Below are 21500 nucleotides of genomic sequence, written 5' to 3'. Positions count from 1 at the left end.
TATCTATATTCTGCGGGATCGAGGGAACTGCTACCAATAAATTTATTATCTCCCGGCCTCGGTATAATAAAAAGTGCAGTGCCTGTCAGGAGTTCTACCCGGAATCCCGGGCGAGGCACGGTAAGCAGAGGCTCTGGTATGACCATAGGATTCAGAGAATTCATCGAAATGCAGCGAAAGGAAGGTAACGTGCTGGACGTGACGAAGACTGTATCACCGGTGTTCGACGCGCCGCGCATGGCGTACAACGATAAGCGCTGCATCGTCTTCCACGACTGTTTCGGCCGCAAGGCTGCCATGAATGTGATGAACTCGCGAGAGCAGTTCGCCAGGGCGCTGGGCGTCAGCCAGGACCAGATCATCAACAAGCTGAGCAGCACTGGCTACGACGGCAAGATCAGGCGGGTCGACGATTCCCCGATGTTCGAGGTCAAGTCTAAAGCGAATTTGAGCACTCTGCCCATCATGAAGCACTTCAAGAAAGATGGTGGCGCTTATATTACTGCAGGCATTGTCGTTTCTAAGTATAAAGACCAGATGAATGCCTCCATCCACCGCCTGATGGTCGTCAATGACACCACGCTGGCAGCCCGGCTGGTCCCGCCCCGCCATACCTACGTGCTCCACAAGGAAGCCGCCAAGCACAACGAGCCTTTGCAGGTCGGCATCGTCATCGGCGTCGATCCGGTGACTGTTTTCGCAGCCTCCACCAGGGTGCCCGAAGGCATGGAGTGGAACTACGCCGCAGCGCTTAAGGGAGAGCCGCTAGAGCTGGTCACGCTTGACAACGGCGTGGAAGTGCCTCACGGCGAGATCGTCCTCGAAGGGGAGATCGACCCGGCAGAGAAGGTCAAGGAAGGTCCCTTCGTGGACATCACCGGCTCGTACGATCACATTCGCCCGGAGCCCATCATCCACATGAAGAAGATGTACTCCCGGAAAGACCCGATCTACCACGGCATTCTGCCCGGCGGCGCCGAGCACAAGCTGCTTATGGGAGTGCCTTACGAGCCGCTCATCTACAAGGCAGTCGGCGGCGTCACCAAGGTGAAAAACGTCGTCCTCACCGAGGGCGGGTGCTGCTACCTGCACGCCATCGTGCAGATCGAGAAGCAGACCGAAGGCGACGGCATGAACGCTATCATGGCCGCATTTGCCGCCCACACCAGCCTCAAGCACGTGGTCATCGTGGACACCGATATCAATATCTTCGACCCGATGGACGTCGAGTACGCGATCGCCACCAGGGTCAAGGCCGACAAGGACGTCATGATTATCTCTAACGTCCGGGGCAGCTCGCTGGACCCGGTCTGCGAGGACAACGTGACCTCCAAGATGGGTATCGACGCGACCAAGCCACTGAAGGCGAGCGACAAGTTCGAGAGAGCGAAGATCTGAGGCCGGAGATCTGAAACTATTTATTTACAAGTGTAAACCAGCAATATCAAGATTTGGTCAGGTCAGGAAATGGTCGCAGATATGGAAAAGCAACTCGCCACAGACGATACAGGCTCCATGCACTATAGCCTCTGCGATGGCTGCAGGTTCTGCCACGAGGGCGCCAAAATGGTGCTCTTCATCACCGGCGTCTGCGGCAGAGACTGCTTTTACTGTCCCATCTCCTCCGAGAGAAAGAACGTTGATTCTACTTACGCCAACGAGCGGAAGGTTGAGTCCGACGAGGACGTGCTGGAAGAAGCCCGCGGGATGGATGCTCTCGGCACCGGCCTCACCGGCGGCGAGCCTCTGCTGAGGCTGGAGCGCACCCTGCACTATATCCGGCTGCTGAAAGCGGAATTCGGGCAGGAGCATCATATCCATCTCTATACCTGTACTGCGCCGTCCCGGGAAGTCCTGGCCCAGCTGAAGGACGCTGGCCTGGACGAGCTGAGAATGCACCCGCCAGTGGACCTGTGGGATCACTTTCACGGCTCAAAATATCACGATTCACTTAAGCAGGCTATAGAACTCGGCCTGAGCGCCGGCATCGAGATACCTGCGATCGCTAAAGTGCCCGAGATCGAGCGGGCGATCGCAGAAGCCGGAGCGTTCCTGAACCTGAACGAGCTCGAGTTTTCGGACACCAACAGCGCGGGCATGAAGCGGCATGGATACCGGCTCCGTGATGAGGTATCCAATGCAGTCCAGGGCTCTGAAACTCTGGCGCACGAGATAGTTTTAAATAGCAGTGCAAATATTAGGTATTGTTCCTCGCGTTTTAAGGATGCAATTCAGCTGCGGCAAAGGCTGAAGCGGACGGCGTCGAGGATGGCAAGATCGTTCGATGAGATCACCGACGATGGTACTATCGTTTACGGGGAGATCCGGGGCGACCTCGCAAAAGCCCAGACGGCTATGCAGAAACTGGGCATTCCGCAGGACATGTACGCCTGCATCGGCAAAGAACGGATTGAAATTGCCTGGTGGATCCTCGATGACATCACCGAGGAGCTGGCCGGTTTTGAGAAGTCCATTGTCGAAAGGTATCCCCTGAAAGACGGGCTGGTCGTGGAGAGAATACCTTTATGACGTTCGTGATTCATGGTGAGAATAGACAGATTTGGCATGGGATTCACGACATGAGCAAGGCAGGTACCTTTATGATTGATGACAATTTACAGTCTATTGATTTCATTATCTCATCATCCGGGAGTGGTCACTCTGAATAGTGCGGAAGACGAACTGGTGCTCGCAAGGATCAAGGATTACCTGAGCCGGGATAAGGACGGCCGTCGCCGTGCAGTTCTGGAGATGTTCCTTGAGAACGGGCCGTACGAGACGAAAGACATCGACGACAGGCTCCGGGAGAAGAACTTCGACGTCAAGAACAAGGGTACCCCTGCTATGGTAGGCCTGATGGGCTCCAAGACGGGCATCCTCAGCGTGGACGTCACCGGTGACCACAACATGTACTCTATTAAGGAAAAATATAAGCACCTCGTGAAAGAGGCGCTCCGAGAGACTGAGAACGCGTGAGTATGCCATTTAAAAGCATCATACGCAACCTGCTCTTTTCCAGGTGGTACGAGCACATACCTGTTCTTTACAAGTGGTATGAGCTGTCCATGAAGCGGGAGATCATGAAAGGCCCGATCCCCCAGCACATCGCCATCATCATGGACGGTAACCGCCGCTATGCTAAGCGTATAGGCGATGTAGTCGAAAAAGGCCATATGCTCGGCGCCGACACCACGGAAAGAGTCATCCAGTGGTGCGAACAGCTCAGAGTTCGCCAGCTGACTCTTTACTCGTTTTCTACGGAAAACTTCAAGCGGGCAGAACACGAGAAGAAGGCTATTTTCGACCTGATCAAGGCCAAGCTGAGGAAATCCCGGGAAAGCCCGGAAACGCACAAGTACAAGATTCGGATCAACTGCATCGGCGACATGGACATGCTGCCTGACGACATGCGGGAGGAGATCCGGGAAACCCACAATGCCACAGGTAAGTACGATAACTTTTTCCTCAACGTGGCCCTGGCTTACGGCGGCCGCAAAGAGATCGTCGACGGCGCTGCCAGAATCGCGGAGAAAATCAAAGCCGGCGAAATGTCCCCGGAAGAGATCACCGAGAATACCCTGGACGAATACCTCTATACAGACAACAAACAAAAATCCAGCGTAGACCTGATCATCCGCACCGGCGGAGACGAGCGCACGTCCAACTTCCTGCCCTGGCAGGCGAGCGGCAACGAATGTGCCATATACATCTCGGCCCCATACTGGCCCGAGTTCCGCAAGATCGACTTCTACCGCGCCATCCGGGCTTACCAGAACCGGGAGCGGGACCACAAGGTCAAGTACGCCCTGCGGCTGATCAAGATCAAGAAACAGGCAGGGACATTCAGCAAGACCGACATCCTCGACGGCCTCAAAGCCGGCCTGGAACTGAATGCCGAAGAAGCGGCTTCTATTCTCAAAGACCCCCATGTAGCTAAGGCCATGAAAGGCGCTATCGCATAAGGTGCGAACATACACGATCGCTGCGCTGTGCCAGATCAGAGATTCGGACAGATTGCACAGATTCCCAGTATTCACGTGCTTGTTTGGCTTGTGGTTGTTGAGCTGCCAGGTGTTCTGCCCTTGTATGGGCTTTCGTGGGTAGCACAAAGACACAAAAATTGTTTTTAGAGGGACACAAAGTGCCCGAAAGCCCAAAGTTCACGGCTAAACCTCGAATTGCACTAAGACACCGGTTAAAGCTCGAAGGCCACTAATACACGGTCTAAAAACACGAACAAGTTCCGCGAAAACCCTAAGACACCAAGTTAAAACAAACAACCATATCGCCTTACACCTGCCACGACAACTGTAGCGATGCGGCTGCACAATAATCCCGGGCCCTGGTAACGATGGCAACCGCTTGTTCAACTGTGTTTTAGTTTGGTGTCTTCGAGCATTCGCGCCACTTGTTTGTGTTTTAAGGCCGTGTACTTCGTGGCTTTTGTCGATTAATAGTGCTCTTCGGGCAGTTCGTGTTTTAGCCGTGTACCTTAGCGTATTAGGGTTTTTGTGTCCCTCTAAAAAAGTAGTTTAGTGTATTCGTGCTACCCACGATAGACAAAACAAGGCCGTAACACAGGCCACCGATTACACCTCAGGCACGGGAATACTGGATTACACAGATTTTAATCGATAAGTACTATTGAGATAACCCATATTTTACCAATTGCCATCTGTGTAATCTGTGCAATCTGTTTCAATCTGTGTTCTTGGCACAGCGCAGCGATCGTCGTGCTGCCTCGCACATCAATACAGCTATTACTTTCACCCCACATAACACGTATTTATCTCCTCAGATCGCCATTATCCAGTTGATATATGGATACCACTATCCCCACCCAGGATCCTTTTAAAACTACGAACCGCAAAGGCTTTTTTGCTCAGCCTGAGCCGTCGCTGTGTGTGGCCTGCAAGGGGACGAAGATGCTCTGCTCTAAGTCGCGCTGCCCGATCATGATCAAGCACTACGCGAAGCTGAAGAACGCTCCGCAGATTGACAGCACCTCTATATTCGGTTCAGCGCCGGGTGTTTTTGTAGGTAAGTACGGTTATCCGCTGGTATCGATCGGCCCGCTTGTTCCTCCAGTGATAGGGGATACTTCTGAGATGGACACGCCCGAGCGGTGGATAGGCAAGACTATCGATGATATAGTCGGGTTCCGCAGCTCGCTGGTCAGGGGCCTCTATAAAGTAAACGTGAGGAAGCCTGAACAGTGCGGCAAGATTGTCGAGGACATGACGTTACTGTCCATGGCCAGCAACCCTGTGGATACCGCCGCTGAATTTTTCCGTAAGCCGACGGGCAGAATTGAGCTGGACGACGAAGTTCAGCCATTTGGGCCGTCTGCACCACTGAAGAAGGCTGAGATTGGCAACTTCAAGCTCGACCAGCGGATCGAAAAGGCACACTACGATGGCGATCTACTGGCCCGGGATGCTGTGCTGGAGCTCTATAAAGACGACACCATGGTCACCCGCATCCAGCGGGCGTTTAGCATGGGAGCCTTCGGAGTAAAGAAATCCCGCAGGATAGTGCCCACCCGGCAGAGTATAACTGCGGTTGACAGCATTCTCGGAGAGACTCTGATGGGGCAGGTCAAGGATTTGCCCCTGATCAACGAGTACCGGGTATTCGAGAGCTGGCAGCTGGATAACCGGTTCATCGTGCTGATGATTCCCGAGCCCTGGAGCTACGAGCTGGTAGAAGCCTGGTACCCAGATACTATCTGGAACCCGGCGGGCCGGGAGATCATGATCATCTCCGATGCGGAGCGCTTTGAGGGTAGAACCACCTATGCCAGCATCGGTGGTTGCTACTATGCCGCAAGACTGGCTACCTGCGAGTACCTTGTCAAAGAAGGCCGGCAGGCAAAAGTGGTCATCCTGAGAGAAGCACATTCCGGCTACGTCATGCCCGTGGGAGTCTGGAACGTCCGGGAGAACGTCCGAAATGCCCTGAAGGGGCCGTGCTCTAAGTTTAACACCTTAACTGAGGCACTCACGTATATTCAGACCAGATTTGACATACCTATGAGCCGGTGGACGCTGAACAGCTACGTGCTGAAAGACTCCAGGTTCCAGCGGAGGCTGACCGATTTCTGAGGGATTGCCATGAAGTACGGAGAGATCAACTGTAAAACCGCTCTAAGCAAGTCCTCGCTGCCGGGGCTGGACTATTCCTTAAATCCGTATACTGGCTGTGAGCATGCCTGCAGCTATTGCTATGCCCCCTCGACGTTGCACTATGGTGGTACCGAGCCCTGGGGTTCTTTCGTGCAGGCGAAAATTAACATACCGGTCGTTCTGGAGAAAGAGGCCCGGAAGTTCCAGCCGGGCACCGTCGGCATCAGCACGGTCACCGATCCCTACCAGCCGCTGGAAAAGAAACTGCGGTTGACCAGAAGCTGTCTCGAAGTGTTGCTCGCTAAGAACTTTCCGGTATGCATTCAGACGAAGTCTGCTCTTGTACTGCGGGACCTTGACCTGATCTCGCAGTTCCGGAAGAAAGAAGTGGGCTTTACTATTACTACCAATGATGACCGAATCTCCCGGGTGCTGGAGCCGGGGGCTACAGTTGCCAGTGAACGGCTCAGGGCAATGAGAGAACTATCGGAAAACGGTGTCCCGACATGGGCATTTATAGGGCCGATCATCCCTGGCATTATCACTGAAGATAATATCCTCGAAACGGTCGAAGCGATCAAGGCTGCGGGAAGCTCACGCATTCTTATCGATCCGCTTCGCCTGAAGCCGGGATTAAGTGAGGCTATGCAGGCACCATTGAAGGAGCTATCCGGGTTGACAGGCCGTACGTGCGGAGTAACATGTGCGGATACCCTCTGGTATCATAAGGTTAAGGAAAAAATATTCAGGCTGTGCTCTGAAGCAGGAATCGCCTGCGAGCAGGGCCTTTAGCCTTTAGGCTCAATCGATCAGCGTATCCAGGTTGCCGTGGATACAGTAGTAGCCTCCGTCGAGCTTATGCTGGATGGCTACCGGGCACATACCACACTTGCATCCCTTTCTCTCGATGTTCTTTGCGATGTTACCTCTGGAGCAAAAAAGCAGCTTACCTCCTTCCTTGTTGAAGCTCGGGCACGAGCCGCAGTACTGCATACAAATGTCTTTATTATCCTGGCTGTTTTCGACGAACATCATTTCACCCGACCAATACTGAATTAGAATCAATCTTTTAATATATAAATACACGGCGTAATAAAATACTGTAGCCTGATTGGACCGGCAATTATCAACGAACCTTGCGGAATGTGGACGTAATCTTATTAAAAATCCGGGGAGTGGTTCTATCTGTGATCTAAAATGCAGGAACTTGAGGTCAGGCGGATGTCAATAGATGAGCTGAAAAGCCGGATGAAGCAGGAGAAGCCCTTCATCCTTGCGGATGCGCGGGGCGCAGATTCTTACGATTCGTCGCACATTCCCGGAGCTATACCGATCCCTGCAGAGGAGGTCGATCAGCTGGCGGACAACTACAGCCGGGATCTTGATGTCATCACGTACTGCGGCAGCTACCAGTGCACTGCCAGTACAGCAGCAGCCAAGGCATTTCTAAGGAAAGGCTTCAGGAACGTATGGGATTACAAAGGCGGCATTCAGGAATGGCAGGAGCAGGGTAATCCTCTGGAGAGTAATAAGTGACGTGAAGCTGGATTTCGCTTGAAGGCCAGGCTGAGGCAGTAGCGCCGGAGTAGTGCTACCATATATGACGGGTGGCTTATTCCGATAATATTCTCAATCCGCCAAAAAATGATCTTCCTTTCTCATAGTTATTTTTATATAAACCACCCTTGTACGCTGCTCTGGTGATTAACTTGTACGCACAGCAGATCAGGGAAATCAGCGTAGACGACCTGCAAAACCAGATGAGGCGCAGAGAGCGTGGGTATGTCATAGTGGATGCCAGAGAGTTAACTGAGTACTATAAAGGACATATCCCGGGGGCATGTTCGTTATACGATGGAGAGATGAACGCCATTGCCAGGAATCTGGACAAGAACGCCAATATCATCGTATACGGTCCCGGCCAGGCCCAGGAATCGCCTAAGATGGAAAGCAGGCTGGAAGGCGATGCCGCTATGAAGCTGATGCAACTGGGCTTCAAGAACGTGACCGTGCTTAAAGGCGGCCTCATGTCCTGGTCGAACAAAGGTAACCGGCTGGACCGTTCCGAACCCGAAAGCATCAAGCCGGCAAAAACGACCATCATGTCGGACACTGTCCACGGCGTGGATGACATCTCAATGGGCTGATAAATATTAGAAGCACCTCAGAGTGCTTCCGTTTTATTATTTCCTCTGCGCCTGCAAGACCGGCTCTGCTTTCTTTTTCCAGAGCTTCACCGGGTTGCCGTTCGCTTTAGCCGGCACTATGCGGGCAAGCAGCAGGAAGCCGAAGCTGCAGACAATAAACATGGCCCCCACGACCAGCCACATTGAAGGCACATTGTTATTCATGGAATCCTTCAGAACTCCGCCGAACAGTGGGCCGATCGCATAGCCGATCTGGGTGAACAGGCTGCTGAAGCCGAAGTAGCCTCCTCTTCGCTCTTCCGGTGCCAGGTTAGCCTGTAATGTGGCTGCAGCGGGAGACCAGATCATCTCCGCGACAGTCAGGATCGCCACGGCGATGAACGGCAGGAATATCAGGTTCGAAGTGGCCAGCAGCCCGAAGCCTGCGGCGAAGACCAGGCAACAGACCACCAGTGCCGTCGTCATCCTGAACTTTTTAACCTGCGCCGAGACTGCGAACTGGGTTAGCACGACTATGATCCCGCTCTCCGCGAAGATCACGCCCACCCAGAACTCGTTTAAGCCTACGTAGGAGGACGAGTACACCGAGAGCAGCGTGTACATCTGCTGGTACGGGACCAGCATGAGCGCCCAGAGTATGCAGTAGAACAGGAATACCCTGTCGCTCAGGATGTACCTGATGTCCCGCAGGTTCAACTTTTGTTTCACAGCAGTAGGCTTAGTATCTCTCAGCAGGAACACGGCGATGAGCAGGTAGATAAACGTGGTCAGGGCCGTGATATAGAAGACGCTGGAATACGGCATGAAGAGTAGCAAAAAGCCACCCAGGACGGGGCCGATGACCCAGCCGAGGTTTGCACCTATGCGAAGCAGGCCGTAAGCTTCCACTCGCTTTGAAGGCTCGACTACGTCAGCTACCATGACGTCCGGTATCGGTCGGTATAAGCTGCCTACCAGCGCGTTGATGGCCATCACTATGACCATGTATGTGAAGGAGAGTTGTGCATCGAGCGCGTAGCTGAACAACAGGTATACGCCTACCTGACAGGCCAGGCCTGCGATGAGGATTTTTTTTCGGCCGATCGAGTCGGCCAGCGAGCCGCCGACGTACGATGCGACGGCCCCTATGATAGCTGCCACGAAGAAGCCGATGCCAACCTCAGTCATGGATATGCCCATGTGCGTGTACATGTAGATGGCCAGGAAGGTGTTGACCAGCGAGGTGCCCAGCACGTTTATGATGTCCGCTACGAAAAGCGTCCATATCTGCCTGTCGAAATACGTGATGGATTTTTTAATTCTGGATATCATGTTCATTCTTGCACCTCTTTAAACGGCTGTTTCCGCTACCTCTATCATTGCCACCTTCTTTTCCGACGGCTGGTTGGCTGCCCTGGGTACTACTTTGCCGAGCAGGAAAAAGCCTCCCATGATGACGAGGAACATGCCGGCGATTACCAGCCACATCGCGGGGACGTTTTCACCCATACCATCTTTCAGGAGCCCGCCGAAGAGGGGGCCTATGGCAAATCCGAGAGAACCTGCCAGGTTGCCGAACCCGAAATACCTTCCCCTGCGGTTTTCCGGGGACATGTTGGCCTGCAGGGCGGCGCTGGAAGGCGCCCAGAGCATTTCGGCAAGCGTGATGATCACCATGCTCAGGTAGATCATAGCTACGCTTGAGATGCCGGCGATCATGCCGAACCCGATGGCAAAGATAACCGAGCACAGTGCCAGCATCGAGGTCATCCTGTACTTTTTGATGGCCGCGGATATCGGGAACTGGAACAGCGCTACCATCAGGCCGCTGACCGCGAAGATACCTCCGATCGCTACCGTGTTGAAGCCTAAGTATGCAGACGAGTATACTGACAGCAATGTGTACATCTGGGAGTAGGGGATGAGGAGCAGGCAGTTCAACAGCGCAAACATCAGGAAGGGCTTATCCATTGCCACATCGATGATGTCTGTCAGCCGGAGCGCTTCCGAAGCTTCCGCAGGTTTCGTGTCTTTCAGCATCAGCAGTGCTATCAGCAGGTATCCTGCAGTACCTATGGCTGCGATGATAAACATGCTGGAATAGGACATGTAAACCAGTGCCAGGACACCTCCCATTACCGGGCCGACCACCACTCCGATGTTAAAGGCCACCCTGATCAGGCCGTATACTTCCACTCGCTTTTCAGGCTCGGTAATATCCGCTATCATTACGTCAGGCACAGGCCTGTAGAGCCCGTCTATGAAGAACGCCACGGACAAAACGGCCACTATTATCCAGTACGAGACGTTGAAGCTCAGGGCAGCTCCGATCAGGATATATGCTACAACCTGCAGAATCAGGCCTGCGATCAGCAGGGGTTTACGACCTACCCTGTCTGCGAGCGAGCCGCCGATGTAGGAGGCAACTGCTCCCATAACCGTGGAGATGAAGAACGCCAGGCCAATCATTGTCATCGATACGCCCATCTGCTCGTACATGTAGATCGACAGGAAGGGCATGACCATGTTGGATCCTATGGTCGCTACAATGGTGCCGGCAAAGAGTATCCATACCTGGCTGTTATATGAAGGTAATTTGAACTTGCTTATTTTATTGATCATTGATATCATGCGTTTGGTGCTATTTAGCGTTAGTCTGCATACTATCTGGAACCATATGAATGCAAAGTAATACTATGGTGAAAGTAATACCATCTGCCCTCAAATGGCTCCGGGGTAGCACCAAAAAGGATTCTTCATTTATATATAGTTACCGAAATGCTTGTGCTGCAAACCCATGACATGTGATAACGGTTGACAGTGGCTGCATGATTATTAATGTACAACTATGGCTTGTATTGGGCTCAAACGAACAGTGGTATCCGATTGTAATTAAAAAGATGTCCGGGGGCCCCGGCTGGACCTCCCGTGGACGGACTTCTCAAGTCTGCCGGACTTTTTTAGTCCGCAGATTACTCCTGCTGTCTGCCCCTGTTGATCAGGTCCCTGACCTTCTGTCCACCCTTGTGGCCGATCTGGACATAGAAGTCGTGGCCGTGCGTCTTCTTCGTGGTTTCTCCACCTTTCCGTCCGGCCTCTCTGACAGTCATTTCTCCACGTTCTTCTCTTCTAGCCATAGGTATCACCATCACACGTTTTAATATGTATGTTAATGAATGTATCCTGCGAAAATGTGTCATAGCTGTCCTAAAAATAAAGAAGAATATAAAAACCCTGTCGATGCTATGATAATTAGAATAAATTCCTAAAACGCTCGTTGCTTTAATAATATACCTTAAATTGTTGATTGTACTGATAATATGATTTAGTTCATCAACTGAACCGGGTTTCTCATTAGTTTTACAGGTCCCGCACCGGGGGCGGGACCAAAAATCCACAGGGTTGTTGTCTTAGCCGGTTACAAGATCTTTTACTTAAGCTGCGAGGCCTGTCATGATCGGTAACAGGATCAGCAGGTAAAAGCCCGCGTGAAGCACCATCGGGCTGATCAGGCTCTTGCTTCTCAAGGTCGCCCTGCCCCAGTAGTATCCGGTCATCGCCCCGATGATGAACATGGCCGGCATGAAGCTCAGCTCTCCGGTCAGCGTGTAGAACATGACCGCCTCAAAAACCCCGAAGACTAACGCCTGGTATATGTTGCCGCGCGATTCGCCCAGTATGGGGATAATCTTCGACAGCATCAGCCCCCGGAACCACAGCTCTTCTGCAACGCTGGCCAGAGCTGCGAATACCAGCACAGCTAAGGCAATTGGGGCGAGCTTATCCATGCCCAGCGCAGCGCCTCCGAACAGGTAGTAAGTGGATCCAGCGCCCAGTATGGCGCAGAGCCCAAAGGCAACGGCCGCGAAGGGGATGACTTTCGCATCGCCGGCGGTCAGGTAAAGGTCTTTGGCCTTCAGCTTTTCCAGGGCTGCGATGGCTGCGATGATAATGATCGACGCGATGCCGTTGACTAGGCCCACAGTTGCGATCCAGATCGCAGGGCTCATCGTCGTGACATCGACTATTTTTAAGTATGCCAGCAGCTCCCATAGCAGGGTAAGCAGCGAGAGGCCGACGAACACATACAGCAGCGAGCTGAATTGTTGTTTCAGCCTGTGGTTTCCGCTTCTTACCGTGAAGACGAATACCAGGAAAGCGGCCACGAGGAACGCTGATAGCATCAGGGTTAGCAGGCTTGTGTCAAGCCTGGTATCTACCAGGAATACTGAGTATAGTCCTGCGATTAAGATCGTTATGATCAGTCCTGACGAAAGTCCGGTCCGGGCGGTGTCCCGGTTGATTTTGCCCTTGCTGCCGGCAGGTTTTCTGGTTCCTTTTTTATCGCCGCTCATAAGTATCACTAATAATCAAAGTAATGACGTATATCTTTTTCATTCGTGTTTCTACGGGCTGAAAAATAATGACAGGGGATAGCCGCATCGGCCCTCCCCTATCTATCTCTCTTTGTCCTCTTATTTCCAGACTTCGTCGGTCCTGACTTTGGCCACCATGTCGATGGGCAGGACGAAGATTTTGCCGTCTCCGAACTTGCCGGTTCTGCCGGACTCCCGGATGATCGATATGATAGTTTCAACATCCTTGTCCTCCACTACCATCTCGATCTTGACTTTCGGGAGGGAGTCGACTTCAATTTTCTTGCCCCTGTATTCCAGGGTGATTCCCTTCTGTTCTCCTCTGCCCTTGACGTCGATGATGGTCATCGCGATGAAGCCCTTTTCGTCCAGGGCTTTTTTCACGCTGTCCAGCTTCTCGGGCCGGATTATGGCTTGAATCATCTTCATGCTGTCACCTTAGTTAAAGCTTCAACTTAGTTGAAGGCCCGCTCTCCGTGCTGCGAGAGGTCCAGGCCGACATATTCTTCCTCTTCCTTGACCGTCATGCCGATCGTCTTATCCAGGATGAACACCAGGATGAACGTCACGACGAACGCGTAGCCTACCGATACGCCAGCGGCGATGATCTGGTTGACGAACTGCTGGACGTTGCCGTATAGCAGGCCGCTGTAGTTTGCCTGTATGGCAGTTGTGGCAAAGATACCCGTGGCGATGGCGCCCCAGAGGCCGCCCATGCCGTGGACCGACCAGCAGTCGCAGCTCTCGTCCAGGCCTTTCTTGATCCTGAAGAGCATGGCTGCGTAGCAGATGATCGAGGCCACTATGCCGATGACGATGGCGCCGAAGATGTCGACGAAGCCGGCTGCAGGGGTGATGGCCACGAGGCCTGCGACCGCACCGCTGGCGAAGCCGAGCGCTGCTGGCCTGCCCTTGATCCAGCTCAGCACCATCCAGGTGAGGGCTGCGGCTGCCGTGGCCGTGTTGGTCACGACGAACGCGCTGGCTGCGAGCCCATTGGCTGTCAGGGCGCTGCCTGCGTTGAACCCGAACCAGCCGAACCAGAGCAGCGAGGCTCCGAGCAGGGCCAGAGGAATGTTGCTGGGCTCCATGAGATCCTTACCGAACCCTACTCTCTTTCGGATGACCAGGGCTATGGCGAGGGCCGAGAAGCCTGCGCTAATGTGGACGACCGTGCCGCCTGCAAAGTCGAGGGCACCGAGCGTCATTAGCCAGCCGCCGCCCCACACCCAGTGGGCGAGAGGATCGTATACTAGCGTGGTCCAGAGCAGCCCGAAGATGATGAAGGCGCTAAGCTTGACTCTCTCCGCAAACACCGACGTTATGATCGCCAGCGTTACGGCTGCGAAGACCAGCTGGAAGATCATGAAGGCGAGCGCCGGATAGGTCGCTGTCTCCGAGCCGGGTTCCAGGCCGACGCCCTTCAGCCCGAGGTAGTCGAGGCCGCCGATGATTCCCATCCCGTTGAGGTCGGGTGCAAAGGCCAGGCTGTAGCCGAAGAGCACCCACTGGAGGCTGACCAGTGCGAAGGCGACCAGTGACAGGGTGATCATGTTTACTATGTTCTTCCTTCTTACCAGGCCGCCGTAGAAGAAGCCTACTCCCGGGGTCATCAGCATAACCAGTGCCGTCGAGATGAGCAGCCATGCTGTATCTCCTGTATCAAGTACCATTTTAGAACCTCATAGAGTCTTGTCTGACAGTTATGGCGATACCTGTCGTATTCTCCGATACGTAGGTTGATAGTAATACTACCAGAAGCTGCTCACTGAGCCTTCTTCTGGCAACTTCATGAGCCTTCATAGCGATCACAAGTATCACCGTAGGATATGCTATTCCTATAACAAGTATTTATAGTTTTCTACATAATGTTGTTCATAAAATCACTTAACAGTTATGAATTTGTATGATCTTTCAAGTCCTATATGGAGTTTGTACACAATGCAGTTAACTTTATATAAATGAAAAAGGCAATATACTTCCAATGAAGTCGCCTATCCGGGTTACCATATCCTTTGACGAGGAATCCTTCGATAACTTTGAGAACCTGAAAACTGACCTCAAAGTTTCCCAGAGCGAGCTGATCCGAAGAGCCATCAAGTTCTATTATGAGAACAGGATAACGCTTGGTAACGGTAACCGGGAGAAGACCCAGGAATACATAGACATGCTTTCCGAAGGGGAGCACGTGATCCTGGACGTCGATCACTGGCTGCTGTTCCTCAAAATGGTGGAAAGTTCGGCCGGCCAGGCAGAGTTCTGGAACACTCACAGAGAGATCGCCCGGTCGCACGCAGAACAGCTGGGCAAAAAGGTGACGACACCGGATGCGTTGCTCAGAAGGCTGGAAACTTGCAACTTCTTCAAGATCACGACTTCAAGCAATGCCCCAAAGGAATATACCTTACTTACAGGCCCCGGTACCCAGCGGCGCTTCATCCGGGAATTCCTGGAAGAGACCTTCGCAGGCATGGGGTTCAACGCCCTCATCAAAGAGGATTACTCTAAGCTTAGAGTTATCATTAAGGATGCAGCCACTGATAAGCAGGAAGTCGAACCAGTACCTGCTAACCGTTAATATCCGTGGAATCTCTTCTTTGAATCGAGCCCTGATATAAGGAGTGATCTAACAGTACGATCGCTGCGCTGTGCCAGGGTCACAGATAGCGACAGATTGCACAGATTACACAGATACGAATCGAAGGTGAATGTCTTCTCTGCCTATCACTTTTATTCTAACGCCATCTGTGCAATCCGTGCAATCTGTCAGAATCTGTGATCTGGCACAGCGCAGCGATCGTGTTGCTGAGTCGCCGGTTATAGAAAAGTAAAAATTTAGAGCTAGCTCTCGTGAGCCAGCTCACTTCCAGACTTCGTCTGTCCTTACTCTGGCCATCATTTCGACCGGGAGCACGAAGATCTTGCCGTCCCCGAACTTGCCGGTGCGGCCTGCTTCCCGGATCGTGGCGATGACTGGCTCGACGTCTTCGTCGGCGACGACGATCTCGATCTTGGTCTTGGGGAGGGTGTCTACTTCGATCTTTTTGCCCCTGTATTCCAGGGCGATGCCCTTCTGCTCGCCTCTGCCGTCCACCTCTGTGATCGACATGGCATAGAAGCCCTTGACCTCAAGAGCTTTCATTACCAGGTCCAGCCTTTCGGGCCTTATGATTGCCTGTACCATCTTCATAGTCCTTCTCACCTCAGTGGTATGCCCGCTCTCCGTGCTGGGAGATGTCGAGCCCTACGTATTCTTCTTCTTCCTTGACCCTGAGGCCCAGCGTCGCGTCGATGCCTTTCGCGATCACGTATGTAACACCTACCGAGTAAACCATGACTACTCCGGCAGCGAGCACCTGAACCAGGAAGAAGTGCAGGTTACCTTCGATCAGGCCCGAGTAGCCATTGATTGCTGCGGCAGCAAAGATACCTGTAGCGATGACGCCCCAGAGCCCGCCCATGCCGTGGATTGACCAGGCATCGAGGCTTTCGTCGAGCCCTTTCTTCAGGCGGTAGAGCAGCGAGGCATAGCAGATCACCGAGGCGACTACACCGATCACGATCGCTTCGAAGACGCCTACGTAGCCTGCTGCAGGTGTGATTGCCGCAAGCCCGGACAGGGCGCCGCTTACGATGCCGATCGATGCGGGCCTGCCATCCTTCCAGCTGAGGACCATCCAGACGGCTGCACCGGCAGCTGCTGCCGTATTAGTTACTATGATGGCGTTGGTAGCGAGCCCGTTGGCTGCGAGCGCGCTGCCCCCGTTGAACCCGAACCAGCCGAACCAGAGCATGGCCGCTCCGAGCAGGGTAAGGGGAATATTACCCGGGACCATCAGCTCCTTGCCGAAGCCGATCCTCTGCCCGATCACCAGGGCGATCGTTAATGCTGAAAACCCGGCAGTTATGTGCACGACGGCTCCGCCTGCGAAGTCGAGGGCGCCCATCTGGGCAAGCCAGCCTCCACCCCATAGCCAGTGAGCGACCGGGCAGTAGACCAGTGCTACCCAGAGAACTCCCAGGACAATGAACGATGACAGTTTGACCCGCTCGGCGAATACCGACGTAAGGATCGCCAGCGTGACGGTGGCAAACATCATCTGGAAGAGCGCGAAGGTAATCGGTGGTATTGTCAGCGTACCGGTCGGCTCGAAACCGAGGCCCTTCAGGCCTACGAAGTCCAGGCCACCGATGATGCCGTGGATACTTGGCCCGAAGGCTATGCTGTAGCCGAAGGCTACCCACATGAGGCTGATGATGACGAAGGCCACGAAGGACATTGCGATCATCGACACGATGTTCTTCCTCCGCACCAGGCCTCCGTAGAAGAAGCCTACGCCGGGCGTCATGATCATGACCAGCGCTGTCGAAGCCAGAATCCAGGCAGTATCTCCGGAATTGATAGGTATGGTATCACCACGTTAAACGACTTTTATCCCTGCGGGAATCGAAGCTGCCCTTATCTAACCGCTGAAAGCAGTGCAGTGGCAGCTTTTCCTAAAAGCATGTGCCTGGCAGACCGGTATCATCCAAACGCCAGTTATAGGAAGGAAGCTTCTTTCCTACATATACATACTTTACCAAGGAAGTACGTTTCTTACCTTTTACTATTTATAACATACTGTTTAAGAAGCTTGCATAATATCCGCATTTCGAATCGTTTGCCGGGTGGCGGTGAAAAAAAGATATATCACTATTCTGCCGACTGTGCGCTTATTGGGCATGCCGCTGCCAGCAGGTTGGCTGCCTCAAAACTAGCTGTTGATATGCTGAAGCTGGTCAAGCGATAGGACTATTAGTTAACACATTGTAACTCTCGTGTTATGGGGATCTTGAACAACGTCTTCAACGGTGTCATCGATTTGGTAAAGCTTGCGATCATAGCGGTTGTCTGTCTTGTAGTTATCATAATCGGGGGTTACCTGCTGGCCGATCTTATCGGTCTTATACCCGAAGCTACCGGACTTTACCGCCCGCTGTCCGTGGAGACCATCCTGACGGACCTGCCGTTCATAGGGAGCAATATGATCTATTTGATCATCGGGATGGCTATCCTTGTCATCGCTTATGTGGCCTTTGATATCTACGGCAGAAAAAAGGCTGCTGCCGGCGAGGCCGGGCAGACATCTGAAAACCTTGAGGCAGAAGGTACTGCGGAAACTGGCAAAGTACCTCCTGAAGCGCCGGAAATAAAACGGTAAGCCTATTCCTCTATCCTGATTATGTTATACTTAATCAGGTAGTTACAATAGTCGTTAAAAAGCACTATGCCTTCCTGCATCAGCTCGTAGTCGGAGTCTGCAAATTTTATTTTATTCGCCGGCTGCGCTTTACCTGGTTCTGCCGGCTGTTTCCGGACGTTGAAAAGCTTGACCTTGACATCGCCGATCCACTGCTCTATGGAATTGAAGAGATCTTTAAACTCGTTTTCATCGATCTTTCTTTTACCGATCACCTGCCTGGAATTCAGCAGGAGATTATTCGTGGCCAGATACAAAGACAAAAAGCTCTTGTAGAAATTCCTGAACTCCGGCATCACCTGTAAAGGGTTATTATACAGGTAGTCATCTAGATTGACTGCATTTTTGATCGTTCCGGTATAACTTGCACCGACATATAACCTTATGTGCTCAATATCCTGTGCTATAAACGTTCCCCCATAATACTATTAACTATAATCGTATCCTGTTTAACGTATTAATTTTACCGCACAGACAAATTAACTATGGTTTAGCTAATTTTTGGTTATATTGTAAGAATATTAAACAGCTTCTTTCTAATTTGCCCGGGGGGTAGAAGTTACCTGACGGTATTTCGGTACCAGACAGATGTTTAAAAAAGGTTTGATGTACCTCCGAAGAATTCTCCTGAGGGACATCCTGGGTTATCTTTACTTTCGCGGTCTTCTGAAGCCGCCTTTCTTTCCGCCTTTCTTATCCTCTGTCAGGACAACGGGCGTCTTGTCGGGCTCTTTGATCAGCAGCTTCAGCACGGCTGAGACGATCGTGACGGAGTCGTTGTCGTTCAGCAGTATCTCGGCCAGACGGCTGTATTTTAAGGCATCTTCACCGTAGGCGACCTCTCGTATGCTGTCGATAACCTGCCGCTGCTGCTCTTCGACCGCCTCTTCGAGCGTCGGCACTTCCATCCGCTCCATCCTTTTACCGGATACCTGCTCGATGAGCTTGAACAGCTTGATCTCTCGGTATGTCACAAAGGTGATGGACATACCACTTTTCCCTGCTCTGCCTGTCCTGCCGATGCGGTGGACGTAGCTTTCCGGGTCCCGGGGTATGTCGAAGTTGAAGACGTGGGTGACGTCGCTGATGTCGAGGCCTCTTGCCGCTACGTCCGTGGCAACGAGCACCTGGGTATTGCCGTTCTTGAACTGTTTTATGATATTGGTGCGCTTCTGCTGGTCCATGTCGCCATGCAGTCCTACGGCAGAATATCCTCGCCTGACCAGGCCTTCCTGGAGCTCATCGACTCTGATCTTTGTCCTCACGAAAACGATGGACAGTTCCGGTCCCTGGGTGTCCAGAATCCTGCACAGGGCGTCGAACTTGTCGTATTCATGCACTTCCACGTAGTGCTGGGAGATCGCGGGGGCTTTTACCTTTTTCGCTTCCTGGCCTACGATATGCGGCTTGTTCATCAGCTCGACGGCGATCTTCTTGATCTGCGGCGACATGGTGGCGGAGAAGAGCAGCGTCTGGCGTTCGGCCGGCAGTTTCTCCATGACTGTATAGATGTCGTCGATAAAGCCCATATCCAGCATCTCGTCGGCCTCGTCCAGCACGAGCATTTTGACGTCGCTACCCTTGATGCTCTTCTGCTTGATCAGGTGATCCATCAGCCGTCCCGGAGTGGCCACGATGATCTGGGGCTTTTCTCTAAGGCCCTTCATCTGCCACTTGTACTCCTGCCCGCCGTAGATCGGCAGCGCCCGGATACCTTTGAACTGGCCGATCTTGTTCAGCTCTTCAGAGACCTGAATCGCGAGCTCTCTGGTCGGGGTGATGACTATTGCCTGTATACTGGGGCTGTCGTCGCAGATCTCGATCATCGGTATGCCGAAGGCTGCTGTTTTTCCGGTACCTGTGGGCGCCTGGCCGATTACGTCTTTCCCGGCTAATGCAAGGGGAATAGTATAATCCTGGATCTGGGTGGACTCTTCGAAGCCCATGCTGGCCAGAGCCTTCATAACCGGCTCGCTCAGCTTTAAACTTTCAAATGAACTCATTTCATCAATCCTTTTACATAAGTAAAGCCGGATGGCCTGCTGATGAAACTGTGGTCATCATGGTGCGGAAATCCAGCTTTCATAAGCCAAAACTCGTCTGCGAAAATCTATTGGGGCTTAAAAGATAACTTCTGAAGCCGCTATCAACTTTAACAAGAGCGATATGATCTGTACTTATCTGGCTCTATAAGTGGCCTCGAAGTATATCATACTTTCTGTCGGCTGGCGCCGACAATAAGGGCTGGACTTGCTTACCTGTTTCGCGGAATATCTACATATTCGGCCAGCCTGGCAAGTTTCTTCTGCCTGCATTCCTCGTAATACTTTTCGGCAGCCGGGGAATCTCCGGAGAATATAAGCCTGGCCTGATCGAGAGCGATCTGCAGGTCGACGATCTCCTCGACGACCTGTTCACGGACCCCGGCGGTATCTTCACCTTTGCGAACAGCGTGCCGGTATTTGCAGATGGCGTGGATCAGCTCGGCGGCTTCTTCGATAATGGCGTCTGATTGCGATTCCTGGCCATAGTACTCTATCACTTGCCTGTAGAAGGCTTTCAGGCTCTCGGGGTTGGCAGGATCTGGTTGTTCCATCGCTACAGAAGATGCGCTACTTCTACTTTAATTCCGGCCTCGAGTAGACGCTGAACTTGTAGATTCTGGTGAACAGGCACGAAGGGCATACGACAGCGCCTATATGCTCGTCCATCGTGATCTCCTGGCCAGTTTCCTTTGCGCAGTTGAAGCACTTTGCCTGCTTCGTAAATTTCCAGACGTCGTACTTCCTTCTGACGGCGGCCGCCTCAAAGTCGGGCTTGCTGTCGGCGACAGAGAACGATCGGATGATGTAGTGTCTTTCCGCTCCGCAGTTCGCACATGTCACTATGCTGTCGTTCGGCGTGATTTTGATATTCTGGGCAACATTTTTTCTGCAGTGAAAGCACGTGCTCACTTTGCTAAAGTCCCAGTCTGCGATCCGGGGTGTATTCTCCATACATAATTGGTTGTAGTGCAGGGATATTATCTTTTGGATACTATTTAATGGGCTGCAGGAAAACCTGATGCCTGCTAACGGCAATGACCTGTATTGATGTGCAGTTCTTTGTAAGCCAACCGATAGGTTAATATTCTATCTGGATGCATATTATTGCGTATAATATAATAATTGGCTGAAAGTATCGACATATGCTTTCGGCCGGGTATCCGGGCTTGCGGCAGGGAATCGATCATACGGTGGATGTTCAGGTAATATGATAATAAATGGGGGGCCTGAACAATGGTAGAAGTAAAAGCGCTTGTCGGACAGTTGCTTAGCCGTCCGGCACCAAAAGAGCCTTTTGAAAAAAGGGCTGCATCAGGATATTTCGAGAAATATGATACTACTGCAACAGTCAAATGGGGCGTGTCGTGTAATTCCTGTCCGCTCACGGATTATTCCCGGAAAGGGCAGTGTTTATCAGGTTTTACCTACGATACCGTGCAGTTTGAAAGCCTTCGGTGTAACCGCCTCATCAGCATCGATAATCGACCGGTATCAAAAGATAACCTTAATATGATTATCACGTGCAGGGGTAATCTCAGGTAATCCTTTCCCTCACGTATATTTTTTTGGTTTTTAATCCTCTCAGGTG

At 52.3% G+C, this 21500-nt stretch carries 24 protein-coding genes; 11 read left to right on the top strand and 13 right to left on the bottom strand.

All coding sequences use genetic code 11. The annotated features are described in order from the left end of the window. Nucleotides 1–144: 144 nt before the first annotated feature. The 6 genes from ACPLPM_RS11670 (at nt 145) to ACPLPM_RS11645 (ending at nt 6917) form a co-directional block, all read left to right on the top strand. Entirely contained in the window at nt 145–1398 is a 1254-nt protein-coding gene (locus ACPLPM_RS11670; protein ID WP_424359980.1) for a UbiD family decarboxylase, read from the top strand. A gap of 81 nt (nt 1399–1479) precedes the next feature. Then, nucleotides 1480–2529 (top strand): radical SAM protein, encoded by a 1050-nt coding sequence (locus ACPLPM_RS11665; RefSeq protein WP_424356947.1) that lies wholly within the window; start codon nt 1480–1482, stop codon nt 2527–2529. Between the two features lie 153 nt (nt 2530–2682). Beyond that, nucleotides 2683–2976, top strand: coding sequence for a DUF2551 domain-containing protein (locus tag ACPLPM_RS11660; protein WP_424359979.1), 294 nt, complete (start codon nt 2683–2685; stop codon nt 2974–2976). 2 nt (nt 2977–2978) lie between these two features. After that, on the top strand, nt 2979–3962 hold the full coding sequence (gene uppS / locus ACPLPM_RS11655; RefSeq protein ID WP_424356946.1) for a polyprenyl diphosphate synthase: 984 nt from the start codon (nt 2979–2981) through the stop codon (nt 3960–3962). Nucleotides 3963–4820: 858 nt separating this feature from the next. Next, nucleotides 4821–6104, top strand: a complete 1284-nt coding sequence (locus ACPLPM_RS11650) for an Nre family DNA repair protein (RefSeq protein ID WP_424356945.1) — start codon at nt 4821–4823, stop codon at nt 6102–6104. Nucleotides 6105–6113: 9 nt separating this feature from the next. Continuing rightward, nucleotides 6114–6917: an SPL family radical SAM protein gene (locus ACPLPM_RS11645; protein WP_424356944.1), complete on the top strand. Its 804-nt coding sequence runs from the start codon at nt 6114–6116 to the stop codon at nt 6915–6917. A gap of 9 nt (nt 6918–6926) precedes the next feature. Here ACPLPM_RS11645 and ACPLPM_RS11640 read toward each other — a convergent pair whose 3' ends face one another. After that, nucleotides 6927–7160 (bottom strand): DUF2769 domain-containing protein, encoded by a 234-nt coding sequence (locus ACPLPM_RS11640; RefSeq protein ID WP_424356943.1) that lies wholly within the window; start codon nt 7158–7160, stop codon nt 6927–6929. Nucleotides 7161–7322: 162 nt separating this feature from the next. On the opposite strand from ACPLPM_RS11640, the gene ACPLPM_RS11635 reads away from it, so the two are divergent. Both ACPLPM_RS11635 and ACPLPM_RS11630 read left to right on the top strand, forming a co-directional pair. Continuing rightward, nucleotides 7323–7661, top strand: coding sequence for a rhodanese-like domain-containing protein (locus tag ACPLPM_RS11635; protein ID WP_424356942.1), 339 nt, complete (start codon nt 7323–7325; stop codon nt 7659–7661). A 164-nt stretch (nt 7662–7825) separates the two neighbouring features. Next, a complete protein-coding gene (locus ACPLPM_RS11630; protein WP_424356941.1) occupies nt 7826–8272 on the top strand; it encodes a rhodanese-like domain-containing protein in 447 nt (148 codons plus the stop codon). A gap of 36 nt (nt 8273–8308) precedes the next feature. Here ACPLPM_RS11630 and ACPLPM_RS11625 read toward each other — a convergent pair whose 3' ends face one another. The 6 genes from ACPLPM_RS11625 to ACPLPM_RS11600 all read right to left on the bottom strand — a co-directional run bounded on the left by ACPLPM_RS11625 (nt 8309) and on the right by ACPLPM_RS11600 (nt 14300). After that, on the bottom strand, nt 8309–9589 hold the full coding sequence (locus ACPLPM_RS11625; RefSeq protein ID WP_424356940.1) for an MDR family MFS transporter: 1281 nt from the start codon (nt 9587–9589) through the stop codon (nt 8309–8311). A 12-nt stretch (nt 9590–9601) separates the two neighbouring features. Then, a complete protein-coding gene (locus tag ACPLPM_RS11620; RefSeq protein WP_424356939.1) occupies nt 9602–10873 on the bottom strand; it encodes an MDR family MFS transporter in 1272 nt (423 codons plus the stop codon). Between the two features lie 350 nt (nt 10874–11223). Beyond that, nucleotides 11224–11388, bottom strand: coding sequence for an Em GEA1 (EM1) (locus ACPLPM_RS11615; protein WP_424356938.1), 165 nt, complete (start codon nt 11386–11388; stop codon nt 11224–11226). A gap of 297 nt (nt 11389–11685) precedes the next feature. Further along, entirely contained in the window at nt 11686–12606 is a 921-nt protein-coding gene (locus ACPLPM_RS11610; protein WP_424356937.1) for a CPBP family intramembrane glutamic endopeptidase, read from the bottom strand. 120 nt (nt 12607–12726) lie between these two features. Continuing rightward, a complete protein-coding gene (locus ACPLPM_RS11605) occupies nt 12727–13056 on the bottom strand; it encodes a P-II family nitrogen regulator (protein WP_424356936.1) in 330 nt (109 codons plus the stop codon). A 26-nt stretch (nt 13057–13082) separates the two neighbouring features. After that, complete coding sequence (locus ACPLPM_RS11600; protein WP_424356935.1) at nt 13083–14300, bottom strand: ammonium transporter; 1218 nt, start codon at nt 14298–14300, stop codon at nt 13083–13085. Between the two features lie 311 nt (nt 14301–14611). On the opposite strand from ACPLPM_RS11600, the gene ACPLPM_RS11595 reads away from it, so the two are divergent. Further along, nucleotides 14612–15205, top strand: a complete 594-nt coding sequence (locus ACPLPM_RS11595) for a ribbon-helix-helix protein, CopG family (protein WP_424356934.1) — start codon at nt 14612–14614, stop codon at nt 15203–15205. 282 nt (nt 15206–15487) lie between these two features. Here the strand turns inward: ACPLPM_RS11595 and ACPLPM_RS11590 are convergent, their stop codons facing one another. Further along, nucleotides 15488–15817, bottom strand: coding sequence for a P-II family nitrogen regulator (locus ACPLPM_RS11590; protein WP_424356933.1), 330 nt, complete (start codon nt 15815–15817; stop codon nt 15488–15490). A 13-nt stretch (nt 15818–15830) separates the two neighbouring features. Continuing rightward, the gene (locus tag ACPLPM_RS11585; protein WP_424359978.1) at nt 15831–17036 is read right to left on the bottom strand and encodes an ammonium transporter; all 1206 of its coding nucleotides are present in this window, start codon (nt 17034–17036) and stop codon (nt 15831–15833) included. A gap of 414 nt (nt 17037–17450) precedes the next feature. Here ACPLPM_RS11585 and ACPLPM_RS11580 point away from each other — a divergent pair, with 414 nt between their 5' ends. After that, the gene (locus tag ACPLPM_RS11580; protein ID WP_424356932.1) at nt 17451–17828 is read left to right on the top strand and encodes a hypothetical protein; all 378 of its coding nucleotides are present in this window, start codon (nt 17451–17453) and stop codon (nt 17826–17828) included. Nucleotides 17829–17830: 2 nt separating this feature from the next. Here the strand turns inward: ACPLPM_RS11580 and ACPLPM_RS11575 are convergent, their stop codons facing one another. The 4 genes from ACPLPM_RS11575 to ACPLPM_RS11560 form a co-directional block, all read right to left on the bottom strand. Beyond that, entirely contained in the window at nt 17831–18163 is a 333-nt protein-coding gene (locus ACPLPM_RS11575; protein WP_424356931.1) for a hypothetical protein, read from the bottom strand. A 354-nt stretch (nt 18164–18517) separates the two neighbouring features. Then, nucleotides 18518–19870, bottom strand: a complete 1353-nt coding sequence (locus ACPLPM_RS11570) for a DEAD/DEAH box helicase (protein WP_424356930.1) — start codon at nt 19868–19870, stop codon at nt 18518–18520. 251 nt (nt 19871–20121) lie between these two features. After that, a complete protein-coding gene (locus ACPLPM_RS11565; protein ID WP_424356929.1) occupies nt 20122–20463 on the bottom strand; it encodes a hypothetical protein in 342 nt (113 codons plus the stop codon). Nucleotides 20464–20485: 22 nt separating this feature from the next. Next, the gene (locus tag ACPLPM_RS11560) at nt 20486–20863 is read right to left on the bottom strand and encodes a hypothetical protein (protein ID WP_424356928.1); all 378 of its coding nucleotides are present in this window, start codon (nt 20861–20863) and stop codon (nt 20486–20488) included. Nucleotides 20864–21145: 282 nt separating this feature from the next. Between ACPLPM_RS11560 and ACPLPM_RS11555 the strand changes: the two genes are divergently transcribed. Beyond that, the gene (locus ACPLPM_RS11555; RefSeq protein WP_424356927.1) at nt 21146–21454 is read left to right on the top strand and encodes a hypothetical protein; all 309 of its coding nucleotides are present in this window, start codon (nt 21146–21148) and stop codon (nt 21452–21454) included. Nucleotides 21455–21500 lie beyond the last annotated feature (46 nt).

The sequence above is a fragment of the Methanocella sp. MCL-LM genome (assembly GCF_049676595.1).
Classification (GTDB): domain Archaea; phylum Halobacteriota; class Methanocellia; order Methanocellales; family Methanocellaceae; genus Methanocella_A.
This window is presented reverse-complemented; position numbering and strand designations above follow the sequence as displayed.

What these genes read in the sequence shown, in the direction of transcription:
- ACPLPM_RS11665 (WP_424356947.1), top strand. Translation starts at nt 1,480, where the DNA reads ATGGAAAAGCAACTCGCCACAGACGATACAGGCTCCATGCACTATAGC.
- uppS (WP_424356946.1), top strand. Translation starts at nt 2,979, where the DNA reads ATGCCATTTAAAAGCATCATACGCAACCTGCTCTTTTCCAGGTGGTAC.
- ACPLPM_RS11650 (WP_424356945.1), top strand. Translation starts at nt 4,821, where the DNA reads ATGGATACCACTATCCCCACCCAGGATCCTTTTAAAACTACGAACCGC.
- ACPLPM_RS11645 (WP_424356944.1), top strand. Translation starts at nt 6,114, where the DNA reads ATGAAGTACGGAGAGATCAACTGTAAAACCGCTCTAAGCAAGTCCTCG.
- ACPLPM_RS11640 (WP_424356943.1), bottom strand. Translation starts at nt 7,160, where the DNA reads ATGATGTTCGTCGAAAACAGCCAGGATAATAAAGACATTTGTATGCAG.
- ACPLPM_RS11635 (WP_424356942.1), top strand. Translation starts at nt 7,323, where the DNA reads ATGCAGGAACTTGAGGTCAGGCGGATGTCAATAGATGAGCTGAAAAGC.
- ACPLPM_RS11625 (WP_424356940.1), bottom strand. Translation starts at nt 9,589, where the DNA reads ATGAACATGATATCCAGAATTAAAAAATCCATCACGTATTTCGACAGG.
- ACPLPM_RS11620 (WP_424356939.1), bottom strand. Translation starts at nt 10,873, where the DNA reads ATGATCAATAAAATAAGCAAGTTCAAATTACCTTCATATAACAGCCAG.
- ACPLPM_RS11615 (WP_424356938.1), bottom strand. Translation starts at nt 11,388, where the DNA reads ATGGCTAGAAGAGAAGAACGTGGAGAAATGACTGTCAGAGAGGCCGGA.
- ACPLPM_RS11610 (WP_424356937.1), bottom strand. Translation starts at nt 12,606, where the DNA reads ATGAGCGGCGATAAAAAAGGAACCAGAAAACCTGCCGGCAGCAAGGGC.
- ACPLPM_RS11605 (WP_424356936.1), bottom strand. Translation starts at nt 13,056, where the DNA reads ATGAAGATGATTCAAGCCATAATCCGGCCCGAGAAGCTGGACAGCGTG.
- ACPLPM_RS11600 (WP_424356935.1), bottom strand. Translation starts at nt 14,300, where the DNA reads ATGGTACTTGATACAGGAGATACAGCATGGCTGCTCATCTCGACGGCA.
- ACPLPM_RS11595 (WP_424356934.1), top strand. Translation starts at nt 14,612, where the DNA reads ATGAAGTCGCCTATCCGGGTTACCATATCCTTTGACGAGGAATCCTTC.
- ACPLPM_RS11590 (WP_424356933.1), bottom strand. Translation starts at nt 15,817, where the DNA reads ATGAAGATGGTACAGGCAATCATAAGGCCCGAAAGGCTGGACCTGGTA.
- ACPLPM_RS11580 (WP_424356932.1), top strand. Translation starts at nt 17,451, where the DNA reads ATGGGGATCTTGAACAACGTCTTCAACGGTGTCATCGATTTGGTAAAG.
- ACPLPM_RS11575 (WP_424356931.1), bottom strand. Translation starts at nt 18,163, where the DNA reads ATGCCGGAGTTCAGGAATTTCTACAAGAGCTTTTTGTCTTTGTATCTG.
- ACPLPM_RS11570 (WP_424356930.1), bottom strand. Translation starts at nt 19,870, where the DNA reads ATGAGTTCATTTGAAAGTTTAAAGCTGAGCGAGCCGGTTATGAAGGCT.
- ACPLPM_RS11565 (WP_424356929.1), bottom strand. Translation starts at nt 20,463, where the DNA reads ATGGAACAACCAGATCCTGCCAACCCCGAGAGCCTGAAAGCCTTCTAC.
- ACPLPM_RS11560 (WP_424356928.1), bottom strand. Translation starts at nt 20,863, where the DNA reads ATGGAGAATACACCCCGGATCGCAGACTGGGACTTTAGCAAAGTGAGC.
- ACPLPM_RS11555 (WP_424356927.1), top strand. Translation starts at nt 21,146, where the DNA reads ATGGTAGAAGTAAAAGCGCTTGTCGGACAGTTGCTTAGCCGTCCGGCA.